The organism is Staphylococcus argensis, assembly GCF_002902305.1.
GTDB classification, from domain to species: Bacteria; Bacillota; Bacilli; order Staphylococcales; family Staphylococcaceae; genus Staphylococcus; species Staphylococcus argensis.
In genome coordinates, this window is sequence record NZ_PPPX01000016.1 from 316,458 (window position 1) to 330,903 (window position 14,446).

The 14,446-nt window shown below is 36.4% G+C and carries 12 protein-coding genes; 6 read left to right on the forward strand and 6 right to left on the reverse strand.

Annotation, left to right across the window (positions count from 1 at the left end; translation table 11 throughout):
• Nucleotides 1-87: 87 nt before the first annotated feature.
• From CD039_RS10370 to CD039_RS10385, 4 genes are all read right to left on the reverse strand, one after another.
• Entirely contained in the window at nucleotides 88-882 is a 795-nt protein-coding gene (locus CD039_RS10370; protein ID WP_103372254.1) for a hypothetical protein, read from the reverse strand.
• 282 nt (nucleotides 883-1,164) lie between these two features.
• Entirely contained in the window at nucleotides 1,165-1,887 is a 723-nt protein-coding gene (locus CD039_RS10375) for a peptide ABC transporter permease (protein ID WP_103372255.1), read from the reverse strand.
• A 14-nt stretch (nucleotides 1,888-1,901) separates the two neighbouring features.
• Nucleotides 1,902-2,537: an ATP-binding cassette domain-containing protein gene (locus tag CD039_RS10380; protein WP_103372256.1), complete on the reverse strand. Its 636-nt coding sequence runs from the start codon at nucleotides 2,535-2,537 to the stop codon at nucleotides 1,902-1,904.
• Nucleotides 2,538-2,722: 185 nt separating this feature from the next.
• The gene (locus CD039_RS10385; RefSeq protein WP_103372257.1) at nucleotides 2,723-3,310 is read right to left on the reverse strand and encodes a type I secretion system protein; all 588 of its coding nucleotides are present in this window, start codon (nucleotides 3,308-3,310) and stop codon (nucleotides 2,723-2,725) included.
• Between the two features lie 149 nt (nucleotides 3,311-3,459).
• Between CD039_RS10385 and CD039_RS10390 the strand changes: the two genes are divergently transcribed.
• Both CD039_RS10390 and CD039_RS10395 read left to right on the forward strand, forming a co-directional pair.
• Nucleotides 3,460-3,855, forward strand: coding sequence for a hypothetical protein (locus CD039_RS10390; protein WP_167386266.1), 396 nt, complete (start codon nucleotides 3,460-3,462; stop codon nucleotides 3,853-3,855).
• A gap of 400 nt (nucleotides 3,856-4,255) precedes the next feature.
• Nucleotides 4,256-5,449, forward strand: coding sequence for a putative glycoside hydrolase (locus tag CD039_RS10395; RefSeq protein WP_103372258.1), 1,194 nt, complete (start codon nucleotides 4,256-4,258; stop codon nucleotides 5,447-5,449).
• Nucleotides 5,450-5,540: 91 nt separating this feature from the next.
• Here the strand turns inward: CD039_RS10395 and CD039_RS10400 are convergent, their stop codons facing one another.
• Together CD039_RS10400 and CD039_RS10405 are read right to left on the reverse strand one after the other, a co-directional pair.
• On the reverse strand, nucleotides 5,541-7,850 hold the full coding sequence (locus CD039_RS10400) for a CDP-glycerol glycerophosphotransferase family protein (protein ID WP_103372259.1): 2,310 nt from the start codon (nucleotides 7,848-7,850) through the stop codon (nucleotides 5,541-5,543).
• A 13-nt stretch (nucleotides 7,851-7,863) separates the two neighbouring features.
• Nucleotides 7,864-10,425, reverse strand: coding sequence for a CDP-glycerol glycerophosphotransferase family protein (locus tag CD039_RS10405; RefSeq protein ID WP_103372260.1), 2,562 nt, complete (start codon nucleotides 10,423-10,425; stop codon nucleotides 7,864-7,866).
• A 589-nt stretch (nucleotides 10,426-11,014) separates the two neighbouring features.
• Here CD039_RS10405 and pgaC point away from each other — a divergent pair.
• Genes pgaC through icaC form a run of 4 tightly spaced genes read left to right on the forward strand, consistent with a single transcriptional unit; the run spans nucleotide 11,015 to nucleotide 14,425 of the window.
• Nucleotides 11,015-12,241: a poly-beta-1,6-N-acetyl-D-glucosamine synthase gene (gene pgaC / locus CD039_RS10410; protein WP_103372411.1), complete on the forward strand. Its 1,227-nt coding sequence runs from the start codon at nucleotides 11,015-11,017 to the stop codon at nucleotides 12,239-12,241.
• A complete protein-coding gene (gene icaD / locus CD039_RS10415; RefSeq protein WP_103372261.1) occupies nucleotides 12,208-12,516 on the forward strand; it encodes an intracellular adhesion protein IcaD in 309 nt (102 codons plus the stop codon). Before pgaC ends, icaD begins: the two co-directional genes overlap by 34 nt.
• A 2-nt stretch (nucleotides 12,517-12,518) precedes the next feature.
• Nucleotides 12,519-13,376: an intercellular adhesin biosynthesis polysaccharide N-deacetylase gene (gene icaB, locus CD039_RS10420; RefSeq protein ID WP_240595153.1), complete on the forward strand. Its 858-nt coding sequence runs from the start codon at nucleotides 12,519-12,521 to the stop codon at nucleotides 13,374-13,376.
• Entirely contained in the window at nucleotides 13,373-14,425 is a 1,053-nt protein-coding gene (gene icaC, locus CD039_RS10425; RefSeq protein ID WP_103372262.1) for a polysaccharide intercellular adhesin biosynthesis/export protein IcaC, read from the forward strand. Before icaB ends, icaC begins: the two co-directional genes overlap by 4 nt.
• Nucleotides 14,426-14,446: the final 21 nt, after the last annotated feature.

Consider the following 14,446-nt stretch of genomic DNA (forward strand, 5'->3'; position numbering starts at 1 on the left):
CTAGCAATTTCTGAACGACTCACACTATCTACAGTGGGTTCGCTTGAAAAGTAACTTCTGAACGTTTCCTATTAATTGCTCACTCTATTACCGATCTTCACTTTTAATCTTCTTACTCTTCACTTTTTTACCATTCTTATCGTACTTCACAATTTTATTATCTTTAATCGTATAAGTACCTAGCACTTCACCGTCTTTATTACGGTAGCTCACTGTCCAATGATCAGAATCATCAAAGCTGACATTATCCCATAAATATTTATCACTTAGCTCTTTTCCTTCAAATTCTGATATCTGATGATACATTTGTGAACGCATATGTGCCATCGTTGTAGTACCCGTGTCAGCATCTTCGACATTTGATTCTTTCTTCGCTTTCTTCACTTTATCAGTTAATTCAGGCCAAGCGCGGTGATTTTTGTGTTTCTTATATAAATCTTTTACTTTAATCTCTTTACCATTATTCAACATCTGTGAATAGTCTTGAAGTTGAGCTTGTGTGCTTCCGATAAACAACTTCGTCTTACTTACGCCAATCACAGATTCTGCTTCTCTAGTTTGAGGATGAACAGTATAGAACTTCATACCTTTCGGCGCATTATCCACATCCCCCACTTTTTGTAAGACAAGATGATTAATTTGTCGTTTCTCATCCCCATTTTGACCTTTATACGTGTAAAAACCAGTCAATACATCATTTTTAGACAACATATAATCTTTACTATTATTATCATAAAATGCGAGTGCAAGGCGTTGATTCTCTGATAATTGAGAGACTTTCTCCTGTTGAGAATGTGTCTTGTTCCCATCTTCTCCCTGACCTTGTCCGCATCCTGTAAGTAATAATAAAGCAGCGCCACTTGCTACAAACAACTTTTTCATCCCTATAACCTCCATAAACTTCAACCCAATCACGATGACCTACATTTTTAATTGAGCTACTATGATTTTATGTATTATTTATAGTTGTAAAAGAAATAATATTTGTATGTAAGCCCTTTCACAATTATTATACACAATATTAAAAATATTTAAAGTTCATTTGGAGGTCAAAATAAATAAATGAGTTTGAGACAAAATAAAGTGCATTTTATTTTAATGATGAGCTACTTCGTCATCTAACACTTTCTCATTCCTTGTCCCAAACTCACAGTTGCTAAATATTTAAAGCCCTAATCTTAACCATCTTTTTTTAGCTAAAGTAAGTACAATAAAGTTAATAATAAATAATGCAACGAAAAAGATAACTAATGTTATTACATCATGAGAACTTAAAAATTGCGCATCATTTTGTAGTATTTTATTAACTGTATTATACATGGTGTTGCTAGCCTCAAATGGTGCAATAATACCGAATATGCTTTTATTAACTGCTACTAAAATAATAGATCCAATCCAATATACAATGCTTATACCTATACTAAGAAGTATGTTAGAGAATAGCATACTTATTGTTCCTATAATTAGAATATACTGCAATATAACTAATCCAAATAGTAATAATAGTAATAGATAATGTGTGAAATCACCGAATATCAAGGAAATCACAGTAATAAATATCCAAATTATGAGAAAGCATTCAATAAATAATACGAGTGCCTTTTTATAAAAGAAAGTGTACACATTATCACCGATAAGTTTATAAAAAAGCGTATTTTTGTTTGAATACTCTTTGTTAATAAAGTAAGCAATGATAAAAGAAAACAATAAGAAACCAAACTCTGTCGCTACAGTATATGCACTAAAGAAGTACTGGCCATATCCTAGATGCTTTACTTTATCAATTCCTACAGGTAGAAAGTAACCCAGCAAAAAAAGAAATAAAAATAAAACGCAAAGAATTAATACTATTTTGTTGGTTAAACTTTTTTTAAATTCTAACTTCATTATTCTTCCCCTTTTTACAGATTAATATAATCTTGAATTAAGTCATCTTTCGATTGATACTCTTGAATACCTCTGTCTTGTAAGGCAAAATATTTACCAGGTATATTTTTTAAGTCTGATAAATTATGAGTAATATTAATCATCGTTTTATCTGGATGCTCTTTTACAAAGATATTCAAAAATTCCTGTATTTCATTAACCGTTTTCTTATCTAAAGCATTTGTTACCTCATCTAAAATTACTAATTGATTGTCTTCAAGTAGAAAACTTAAAAATTTCAGTTTTTGTTTCTGACCATCACTAAGATTTTTAATTAGTACTCTAGATGGAATAGAGTCTATATCTAATATTTGATATATATTACTAAATAAATCTTCAGATCGGCTGAATTTGTTTTTCAATAGTTTCAATAAAAATTCCTTAGTAATATCTTCAGGAACGCTCGATGAACTCGAAATTAAAGTACTTTTACTGGAAATGTTTTTAGGAACATTACCGCTATTATTCAAAATTAAATCTTTTGCTAACTGAGACTTCCCAACACCATTTTTTCCGACGATATGATTAATCGTCCCATAATAAAAGCTTAAATTACTATTTTCAATTAAAGTCTTTCCTTTTACCGTTAAAGAGTAATTATCTATCTTCATTATTTCACTCCTATGATAGAGAATACTTTAATTTAATTGTAGCAATTTTAGTTTGATTTAATATGTATTTTTTTGAAATATTTTCTTTGTAATGAACACTTATGTATTTGCTTATTTTTACTTTTAAATATTCTAAATACAAAAATTTCGACCCAGCACTAAAACTGAGTCGAAGTTTTTATTATCTATTTCTTATTATTTTTTGTGATCGCATCAGCTTTATTCACTAATGGATTGAGCGAAGGTTGATAAACGCTATGACAGTAAACTTTACGAGCAAACTGACTAATATTACCGATAAATTCTTCAATACGTTGGTCTAGAAGCCTCTTGGAATTAACTATAATATTTCTATTAGTCGAATCGAAATTATTTGAATAAATCTCAAAAGCAACAGTAAGTGCACTGAACTGTTTCTCTACTGGTTCATAATATTGTAATAACTTCTGAATCTTATCCTGTGGATTATCACTGTGATGACTTACTTTCAGAATCAATTCCTGAAGCTGATCGTCTAATAGTTTAAAATAACGCTCCAGTTTCGCGAAATTATCAGAAGTAAAGCTATGATTATAGTTGGCCATTTGATAAGTAAATTCTGTATTTCTGACTTTTGCAGCTTTATATGTAACGAGATCAATCATACTAATGATTTCATTATCATAATCTTTATTTCGTATGTCATCCTCTCGCTTAAATTGCCATTTCATCATAAATATCGTACCCACAAGGGATAAGATACCTCCGGCGATAGCTGCTAAAAACTCACTCATATCATCACTCCTCAAATATTTGGTTTTAAAACAGCTTATCTCTATTTTCTGCTCAACTTTATTATAAAAATTTTAGAAAGCGGTTTCAATCATTGTTTATCTACGCTATAATATAATTAAAATAATAAATATATAAGAGGTATACAACTATGAATATGAAAGTTCGCGAAAACGATATATTAGATTATTTATCTTTAAAGAGACCTGACCATACATTTAGATCTGGACGTATGTTGGTAGGTCAAAGGGGACAACATAATCTTGAAGTTTATTATTTTGATGATGATTTACTCGCTATTACAGAAGTAGGTTTTAAAGATTTTGAAATTAAAAGTGCAGATATATTAGATTACAGTCAACTCAAACGTGTTACTTTGAAAAAAGGATTCTTTTTCCGAAAAATGTTAGTTGAAAGTAAAGATAACGGAAGCATTCAATATAAGACCTCAAGAACTCTACTCACTGACTTTAATAACAAGAACTTCGATGCGCTTATTAAAGGTGAGAAAGAACGCGTTATCTATGAAGACGGACAATTTGTTTAAGACTTCCCGCAGTCTACGGGGTGTTTATAACTGATATTTTAAAGCTTTAAGGCGAGCCCGGAACATAATTAAAGAAAGACGATAAAAATTAGCTATAGATATAAAGTAAACTCATTTAGAGAGCACCCTAGAGTTGATAAATATATTAACTATTGCTCTTCGCAGTAGCTGACTGAATTCGAGAAGGCTATCGCTTTCTCGAACTCTAGTCACCCTTGCGGGGGTGAGACTACGAAATCAAGTAGATTTCTGTCTCACTCCCTTTTTATATTTATTGTGACAAAACGATTCAATAATTGTTGAACTTCTATGGTTTATATAAAATATAATTAAGCAGAAGTTATTCATTTCATCAGTACATTAAATAACTTCTTAAATCAAACTAAGGGGATGACGTAAAATGAAACGTTTGTTGACTGCACTCGCTGCCAGTGTGCTCGTGCTATCTGCCTGTAGTACAACAGATGATTCGAAATCTGATAAACAGCACTCAGCTAAATCAGAACAAGCGAAGAAAAATGAAGTGAAATATCCTAAAGATGGAGTTAAAGGGATTTATGTAACTCCAAATTCACTTAAAGGCAAGAAGTTTGATGAACTCATCGACTTTATTAATGACACTGACTTAAATACGATGGTCATCGATGTGAAAGATGATAGCGGAAATATCACGATGAACTTAAGTTCTGATAATAAATTAATTCAGAAGAATACCCAAGAGAGTGTTAATTTGAAGAAATTGATGAAGACGTTAAAGCAGAATCACATTTATTCCATTGCGCGCATCGTAACTCTTAAAGATTCTAAACTCGCTGAAGAACATCCTGAATGGTCTTTCAAGAAGAAAGATGGCGAAGTTTGGGAAAGTGACGGCGGCGACAAGTTTATCAATCCTTTTAGTAAAAAAGTCTGGGATTACAATATTAACGTGGCTAAAGCTGCCGCAAACGCCGGTTTCCAAGAAGTACAATTCGACTACGTCCGCTTCCCAGAAGGTTTCGAGAACATGGACACCGAACTTTCATACTCTAACGGTAAATATAAAGGCGACGATACAGACCATACACAACAACGCGTTGAGACAATCACTGATTTCTTAAAAACTGCACGCAAATCATTACATAAATTGGATGTGAAGACTGGTGCAGACGTATTCGGTTATTCAGCAACTGTTGAAGAAGCACCAGGTATTGGTCAAAGTTTCCCTAAAATTGCGGGTAATGTCGATGTGATTTCTTCAATGGTCTATCCATCTCACTGGAGTCCAAATGATTTCGGCATTGCTCATCCTGACCTCGAACCATACAAAACTGTCGATAAATATTTAGATCGTGAACATGATGTGTTGAAAAAAGCTGGAAAACACCAACCACAATCTCGTCCTTGGTTACAAGATTTCACAGCAAGCTATCTCGGTGAAGGTAACTATAAAGAATACGATGCTCAAGCTGTACAAGATCAAATTCAAGCATTAAAAGACCACGGTATTAACGAATTCTTGCTCTGGGATGCATCCAATGAGTATACGAAAGGCGTTGACTATTCACCAGATAAAAAAGAAGATAAAACCCATCATAAAAACGACGATAAATAAGCATAAGAATATGCGCTAGTGCAAGGGCTGATCCCCCCCTCCACTAGCGCATTTTTAATGTTTTATATAACAATCTCCACTATTTTCAAACTTATAGTACTTTGTCATTTTTTAATTCTTGAATGACACGTGCAGTATTGCGATTATCATTAAATTCGTTGATTTGACGGTAATTATGACGTACTTTTTCCGGTAAATGATAATTTGTATTTATCGCTTTCTGCACTAATGCGACGAGTTCGTGCTCATCATCAGCCACTACACCTGGCACGTTATCGCGATTAGCCGGCGTCGTTCCTCCATGCTTGGCAATAATGTCATCAAACTCTTTCCAATAGAAGATTGGGAAAGCACCATGATTAATCGCATCAAAGATAATCGAAGAAATATCAGTGATATAGATTACAGAATTCTTCAATGTATCTGTCGGATCTTCGACAAATAAATCGGCATAGTCTTTAAATAAATCCTTCGCATAGTGCGCAAATTTGTTGTGGGCTGCGATTTGTAAACGATCTAGCAATCCAGCTTGTTCAAACGCTCGAATCACTTCTACCATAGATTGATAATACGTCGTCTTCTTAATGTCACCGTTCACGACAGCTGATTCTTCCCACGGACGCCAAGTTGGCATGTAAGTAATCTTGTTGGCATTCGGAGCGAGTTGGGCATTGTCGAATTTCGGCATACCCGTTTTCATCAATTCGAAATCGTTATACCCTAATTCATTAAAGATTTTAGCTTCAACTTCTGAACTTACGACAGATTTCACCACATTGTTGGTCATGTTCTTTTTGTGGAATCCTACATTTTTCGAATCTCCACGTGGTTTTAAAAATGTAATACCATGTTGCAAGAAATACAGCGGTGTCGCTTGAATTTTACGATTTAAGCGATCATTGAAAATGCGTGTGTTAATCGCATGATTACTCAATTCACTGGCAATAAAGTAATCCGCGAGGAAAACATATAAATAGTTTTTAAAGCTAAAGCGCTCAACAATCTTCTTGCCCCACTTCTTCTTCATCTCTTTATATTGCGGAGATGTGCGATCTAAGATAAAGCGATTCGTCGCTTTCGTGCTACGATCACTGGCTGCCGCTTCAAACACATATTTACCAGATTCTACGGCTTTAGAAGCTTCTTTTTCAAAATAGACATTCACATTACGACGTCCCATCAAGAACTTAACGACTGGCGCCACTTTCGCCGCCATACTAATCTTCCACTTATACCACGGTTGATAAATCTTCAATGCTGGCAGGTTGCCAATCGATAAGTTATTCGCCGCATTTCGACGAATGATGATCGCATGACCTTTATAGTTAAATGTACGCACAACTTTCGCTTGGTCATTTAACTGTTTCATTTGATGGAGTGGATGAACCATCTTACCATTCAACGCCATAAATACGGTGTTATGAATTTGAGTAAGGTGTGGCAACTGCTTAATCTTCACTTTCGCCTCAAACTGACCCGAGCGTGACCACTTCACTTTACCGAGTAACTCCCCTGATTTCGTCACCAGTTCGGTAGGTTGAATCGTCGCATGATAATCAATTTGACCACTAAAGACTATATGTCGCAGTGACTTCTGCACTTTAACCTCACTACGTTGATAAAGCAAGTCGTTCTCTTTGTCCGTCTTAATGCTGAGCTTACCATTACGATAACTGATAATATATAGTTGATTATCTAATTTTAAATAAACTGGACGTGTTTGATGGCGTAAAAAGTCATCATCTAGACGTGCATCTTTTTCTCTTTTCAAATTACTGAGACGAATGCGTTGTTGATGTGTAGAAGTCTGTACTACTAGCTCGTTCGCACTATTAAAGTCGAATTGGAGTTCAGAATCTGAAATTACATCGATATGGTGGGTTTTAAAAGAAAAATCACGCTTAGCATGTGTATATTCTAAGAAAGTAAAGTCAGACTCGTACTGGATTTTAATAAAAATCGCAGGGTTGCCCTCACGATTAACCTCATCTGTAATCCATGGCTTACGTCCTACCTCGAATAGCGTGCTATAATCGAGTTCAACTGCGACATCGTTGTACGTATCTCTAATCCGATAACTTAACTCTGTCGGCGTCACTTCAAAGCGCTCATGTAATGCTTGAATTGAAATATTGAGACTGCCTTCCGTCTTATTATTCAAATACGGTGTACAGTACACTTTATGATTTTTCGCATGTACATAATAAACACTTTCTTGATATTCAAATATCGCAATGAGTCCATCTGGATAAGCAGTCTTTCCTAACTTAAACTCTGACCCATCAAGTTGGGAAGATTGAATGCGCCATGTCTTCTCATTACGCACGGTAAAGACGAGTTGTTGTGGTAATTGTTCTTGAATTGAACCGTAGTTCACATTAAATTTAACTAATTCTATCATCTCTCTAGCTCCTCTAATGTTCTTGTACCTTCGTCATAATCGCTTCATACACGCGCTCGCAATTATGATGATCAATATGGTTAAAAATAAGATTTCGATCGCCTATTGGGCCGTGTGTACGTTTCAGCGCAGCCTCAATGTTATAAATCAGCTCATTTTCAGAATAAGCAATGTCACCGATAAAGGTATCGTTAATCGGTCTTAAGATGCCCTTTCTAAAGAACTGCGCCACGTCAAAGTGGTAGAACAGCACAGGCTTGTTCATATAAGAGAAATCGAAGCTGACAGAACTATAATCCGTAATGAGTAAATCGTGATTGATCAGTAAATCCTGCACAGTTTCTTTACCGAGCTCAACATAATTGACTTGCGACGCCGCGTTGTCCTCTAAGTACATCTTAAAGAAACTTTGCGCACGATAATGCGGATAGAAATTCAATTCAAGTTGATACTGTTCACTCAACTTCAACAATTGCTCATTATTAATCAAACTCATGTAGCGCTTTAAATACTCACTGTGTGTAAAAGCCTCTGTAGAGTTCAACCAATCGCGCCATGTCGGCATGATTAACACATGCTTAACCTCTTTACGAGGTTCTAGCGGTAGACGGTCAAAGCGTGGTAAGCCTGTGACAGCTACTTCCTCATCTTTATAGCCCATCTCGTGCATTACGACATCTCGTTTCTCGTAGTCGCTTGAGACATTAAATAAATCAAACGGTGATTCATAATACTTACGATGATATTCCACATTTTTACGCCCAAGCACACCATGTTGAAGGAAGATCTTAGTCGTATCTTCGTAACCCCAGAAACCAGGAGCTGCTTTATAGGGCATAATGTTCTCGATATCGTGCGTACACATGAGTACTTGTGCTTGTGGTGCGATACGGAGGTGTTCTTCTGAACCGAAACGTAACACGTGATCTAAATGTTGAATGCCCGTATAGTCTTCAGACGTTTCATCGATGACGTAATACGCTTCCACATCCGTGTGTTCTTGTAACCACTTGAACATGTGAATACCACTTTCTTGCGCAGTATCCGTACGTTCGCCAATCATCCAAATATTACTATTTTTAACATTATTGTCATTCAATATTTGTAATTCACGAGTTGATAAATCGAACGTTTCAAATTTGATATTTTTAAAAGGTGTGAGCGTCATCATAAAGTAGACGGTGCGCTCTCCAATGGCTTGCTCGACTAGTGTTTGAACTTTATCTTTTTTATAAATACCTGTCTTGTATTTAATCTTCTGCTTTCTCACCAACGTCTCACCATCATAAACTGTCACGAACACATCGATGATCGATTTCTTCTTCGTTAGCAGTTCTGACAAGCGTTGATAATCGAGTGACACACTTTGTTCACCACGTTCAATCGGCTGTGACCACGTCAGTTCTGACTCTCGCTCTTCAAATGTTAAATAATAATGACAATGTTGATAGACTGCATGCGGTTGGAAATAAATATTTAAATGCTGGTCGTCATACGAATTTACACCAACTTTGAACTTCGGTTTGCGATATTTTAACGTCATACCGTTACGGCTATTGATATTTAATTGATAAATCTCATCTTCTAAAGTGTGGAACGTCTTGAATTTCACCGACTCTGCCGTCAAGAGATACGTATGTTCATTAATGCAGATAAAGACTTTCTTCGTCTTAACACTTTCAATCGTCGATAAATCTAATTTCGCAGATACCTTATTTAAGCCAATCGTCGTATCTAAGAACTGCACCTGACTGTAGTTCACGTCGACGATACCGAGTTGAACTTCATCCTCATGTTGCATCGTATATGGCGTTTCAAACGCAATATTAAGATGGTTCTCGTCGGCCAACTGCGTTATTTGAACGTCAGACACTTCGTAGAATACACGGTTGATAGTGAGTACATTTCGACTCAGATGATACTGCATGAAATAACGCTTGAATGTCAGCGGCTTTAAGACTTCAACTGGATACAGTTCAAGCCCTTTTACCGCATACAAATAGAACGCTTCTCGCGCGATTTCCTCTTGAATATAAGCGACATTGACCTTGCCAGCATGACAGTCCAACGTCTTCATATGTTGAGAGTTCAACAGTACCAATGCTTCGATCGACGTTGAATGACTTGAGCTATCTGTCACTTCGAGCTCATCCCCAGCCTTACTAAAATGCACCGGGCAAGGTTCGTTGATGTACGTATAACCTAGTTGTAAATGCTGAAGCACAATCTGCTGATCCACTTCGAGTTGATACAGACCACCGTTCAGGCCTTGCATCACCTCAAGACGATTGCCTGCTTGTAACCATAAACGCTTGCCATTATGCGCTAAAGCAATATGTAATTGTGATTGAGTGCTATGAAGAATATGAGTAGGTAGCTGAAGTACTAACGCATTACGTGAGTGAGAAGTCACTTCGAAATCAATCGGTTGACCATTTGCCGTAATAGTCAGTTGTTGCGCATTAAAGCGTAGAAAGTTCTTATATGTACAATCTATAGTGATATATTCTTCGCCTAGATAAACACTTTGAACGACAAATTGCTTCACTAGGCGTTGTTTAAGTTGTTGTAACACCCTCGCGTCCCTCCTGAAACGAATTTCATCTAATATTTGATTTTGTAGAGACATAGGGCTTATATGGGTCTTCTAACGGTAATTACAACCTCTTCTGAGTGCATTACCTCACAAATGATTCCCTAATCAAAATCCCTACCACTTAACGTTTTATTGAATTTTGATGCTAGTTCATTAAATGTGACTGTTCTTAAATTTATTGATTACTATATTATATTCTATATCTTTTGTCGGTAACAGTAAAAACAAACAACTTATTCACAAAAATACTAAAATATTTATCCATTTAAACACTACTCTGATTTAAACAACTTTTCTTTACGTTGCTAATGCAAAAGAGACGCATTATTATAAAGTAGGTTTAAATTCCTAGTTCATTACTATTTAAAGTAGGTTTACTCTCAATAATTTTATTCTACCTCACAAATCGCACTTTAATTCCATAAACAAAAGTTGAGAAATAAATTAATTACTAGTTAATATTATTATTGTTTTGCGTAACATCAATTTAATAGTTTAGCGATTGTAATTTTGATTTAAGTGTATTACAATTCAATTGACTGATTAACGGAAGGTAGAACAGAACATGATGGACATCTTACTATTTCCACTGATGTATCCGCTCTTTATGTCCATTTATTGGATTGTAGGTACCGTGTACTACGTCGCTTGTTACGAACGTAAGTTAAAGCGTAAAGTCGACAAGGATATCGGTGACATGGGTATCTCCTTTCTCATTCCTTGCTATAACGAAGAAACGACGATTAAAGATACGATATTGAATGTCTATAACTTAGAATTTCCTAACAAAGAGATTATCGTCATTAACGATGGGAGTTCAGATCATTCAGCTCGTATATTAGAACAGCTCGCTCAAGAAATTGATTTTAAATTTATTAATTTACGGGATAACAAAGGGAAGGCAAATGCACTTAATGAAGGGATTAATCATGCGAAATTTGATTATGTAATGGGTATCGATGCAGATACGATTATCGATAATGATGGACCGTATTACATGATTCAGCATTTTAAAAATGATAGTCAATTGGCAGCAGTCACAGGCAATCCGCGTATTCGTAACAAGAAATCGCTACTCGGTAAGATTCAAGCAATCGAATACACGAGTATGGTCGGTGGGATTAAACGTGCCCAATCCGTCATAGGTAAGATCAATACGATTTCTGGGGTCTTTACACTCTTTCGTAAAAGTGCGGTGGAACACGTCGGCAAATGGGATATTGACATGATTACAGAAGATATTGCGATTTCCTGGAAATTTCACTTACATAAATACACGATCAAGTATGAACCACGCGCGCTCTGCTGGATGTTGGTACCAGAAACGATTGGTGATTTATGGAAGCAACGTATTCGCTGGGCACAAGGTGGGCAGGAAGTACTGATTCGCGACTGGAAACGCGGGTTAACAGCGATTAATATCCCGCTCTTCACACTGATTATTGAACAAACGTTATCTTTAATATGGGTTTATTGGATTATCGGTGCTTTATGTTGGATGATACTACATATCAATTTCTTAGATATTTACTATCTAGAATACCAATTTACACTCATTCTGTTGCCGGCACTCGTCCTGACATTTATCAACGTCTTACAGTTCACCGTCTCCCTTCTCATCGACAGTCGCTATGAGAAACTCAATCTGATTACATTTATCTTTTTAAGTTGGTATCCCGTATTCTACTGGCTACTCAATGCTTTAGTTGCCATCGTAGCATTACCGAAAGCATTGCGTCGAAAGAAAGGAGCATTTGCAACATGGACAAGTCCGGAACGTCGAAACGAAGAATAGCGCATCTCGGTTTAAATCTTCTACGCGAAGGTGTCATCTTAATATTCAGCTTAGGGTTCTGGCTCTACTGCATCATCGCCTTTATCCTTTTTGTAGGAACTATGGTGCGGTCACACTCCCCTTCCGTCTTATTAACACGCGTGACTTTGAATTTAGAGGCGAGTGACATTGAACAGCTCCTGCGCACGATGCTTTTATTCTCACTGATAGCCATAGTGATATTTACGACTTGTTATATTGTGCAGAGATTTGTATGTGGTAAAAGAGGCTACTAACTTTGAGAAACGTACATAAGTGCTTTATTATCTGTCTCACTCTCCTCCTATGCTTATGCGAAATAATATGTACAAGTCCTGCCAAAGCAGCGGCTACACCATCCGAATTAAGTTCAAATCCTAATGCAGCTATCGCACTCACTTACCATCGAGTTCGAGACGGCAGCTTACTCGAACGCTTTATGCAATGGTTCTCAAATAGTAAAGAACTTAACACTTATAGTGTGACGAAACGAGAATTTGAGGCACAAATGGCGTGGCTTCACGCTCATGACGCACACTTTCTCACGGAAGCTGAACTTTTAAAGTATAAAGCACAAGGTCACTTTCCTCCTCGAAGTGTATGGATTAGCTTTGATGACATGGATGAAACGACCTTGTATAATGCTCAACCCATTCTTAAGAAATATGACATCCCGGCCACTGGATTTCTCATCACTGGGCATGTAGGTGATCACGATTTTCATAATCTTGATTTACTCACATTAGCAGAACTTAAAGAACTCCACTGTTCAGGTTTATGGAACTTTAGCTCTCACTCCCACGACTTACATGGGTTAAAAGGTAAGAACGCCAACATGACATCCGTCTCAAAACCCGTCTTAAACTCAGATATTCAGGCCAGCAAAGCTTTCTTAAAGAAACATTTTAATGAAGATAATCAAAGTATTGCCTATCCTTATGGCAAATTGAACGAACGCAACATCGAAGTACTCGAAGGAAACGGCATTCACTACGGCTTTACAGAAGTCGACAAAGTGATTGAACCGACATGCAATAATTACAAAATACCCCGCATATTAGTGAGTCGCGATTCATTTGAACGACTCATCAAGGGGTGGACAGGATTTCACTCATGACTCATTTCAAGACAGAATTAACCTATTTCCGAGCATTCATCTGTATCTTAATCGTTCTCGTACATATTCTCACTCAATACATGGGACATGTAGAAGATAGCGAGACATCAGAGCTCAAATTGCTTTATTACATTCAAAATATCATTATCTTTGCTACACCTAGCTTTATTATCTTGTCTCAACTGCTCACTACCTTAAATTATAAGACGGTCGACCGTCACTATCTTTGGAAACGAGTCAAATACATCTTGTGTCCTTACATCCTCGTAGGTACTTTCTATGCCTATAGCGAGCATAAGATTACAGGTAATACGTTTACAGAAGAATGGTGGAAAAGTGTGATTTTAGGACATTGGCATGGCTATTTTATCCTGATTATCATGCAGTTCTTCGTTCTTAGTTACTTAGTGTATAAAGGGTCGCCACGTATTTTTGATAGTAAAATAGTATTGGTACTTAGCTTTATCGTACAATTTAGCTTCTTGCATCTTTATAACGAGAATGCGGTTTTCGCTAAATATTTCACAGCTTTTTATCCTTTTAGTGAAAATACGTGCATTCTAGGTTGGATCTTCTTCTTTTTCATGGGAAGATATATCGGCCGTCGTTATCATCAAATTATTCAATTTTTAAACTTACATATCTTTATTGTGCTGGGCGTTGCAATTCTTAGCTATTTAGGATTTGTCGTTTTCAGCCATCACGTTTATTGGTATGTCACGAGTTTCAGCGCAGGTCTGATGTGCTATAGTTCAGTGATGTTCTTACTGCTCTTAGGTGTCGCTACCCATTTCAACACACTGTTCTATTCGTCAGTTCAGCTTATTAGTACGTTCTCGTTCTTTATCTATTTGCTGCATCCGATTATTATTGATTCGCTTTATAATTATTTTGCGGCGTTTACGGATATGACGCTCGTCTTCTTGGCTTTAGCGCTTCTGTTTACACTGGGAATTTGTATTGGTGTAGGATTGTTGTTGAGACAGTTCCGGGTGTGCCGCTTCGTGGTGGGGAGACAGCCATATAAGATGCATGTGGATTATGAGTAGTAAAGGCATACTCCTTACTTC

Excerpts from the sequence above, each read along its gene's own strand:
- icaC (WP_103372262.1), top strand. The coding sequence starts at position 13,373 with ATGACTCATTTCAAGACAGAATTAACCTATTTCCGAGCATTCATCTGT.
- CD039_RS10390 (WP_167386266.1), top strand. The coding sequence starts at position 3,460 with ATGAATATGAAAGTTCGCGAAAACGATATATTAGATTATTTATCTTTA.
- icaD (WP_103372261.1), top strand. The coding sequence starts at position 12,208 with ATGGACAAGTCCGGAACGTCGAAACGAAGAATAGCGCATCTCGGTTTA.
- CD039_RS10380 (WP_103372256.1), bottom strand. The coding sequence starts at position 2,537 with ATGAAGATAGATAATTACTCTTTAACGGTAAAAGGAAAGACTTTAATT.
- CD039_RS10385 (WP_103372257.1), bottom strand. The coding sequence starts at position 3,310 with ATGAGTGAGTTTTTAGCAGCTATCGCCGGAGGTATCTTATCCCTTGTG.
- CD039_RS10375 (WP_103372255.1), bottom strand. The coding sequence starts at position 1,887 with ATGAAGTTAGAATTTAAAAAAAGTTTAACCAACAAAATAGTATTAATT.
- CD039_RS10370 (WP_103372254.1), bottom strand. The coding sequence starts at position 882 with ATGAAAAAGTTGTTTGTAGCAAGTGGCGCTGCTTTATTATTACTTACA.
- CD039_RS10395 (WP_103372258.1), top strand. The coding sequence starts at position 4,256 with ATGAAACGTTTGTTGACTGCACTCGCTGCCAGTGTGCTCGTGCTATCT.
- CD039_RS10400 (WP_103372259.1), bottom strand. The coding sequence starts at position 7,850 with ATGATAGAATTAGTTAAATTTAATGTGAACTACGGTTCAATTCAAGAA.
- pgaC (WP_103372411.1), top strand. The coding sequence starts at position 11,015 with ATGGACATCTTACTATTTCCACTGATGTATCCGCTCTTTATGTCCATT.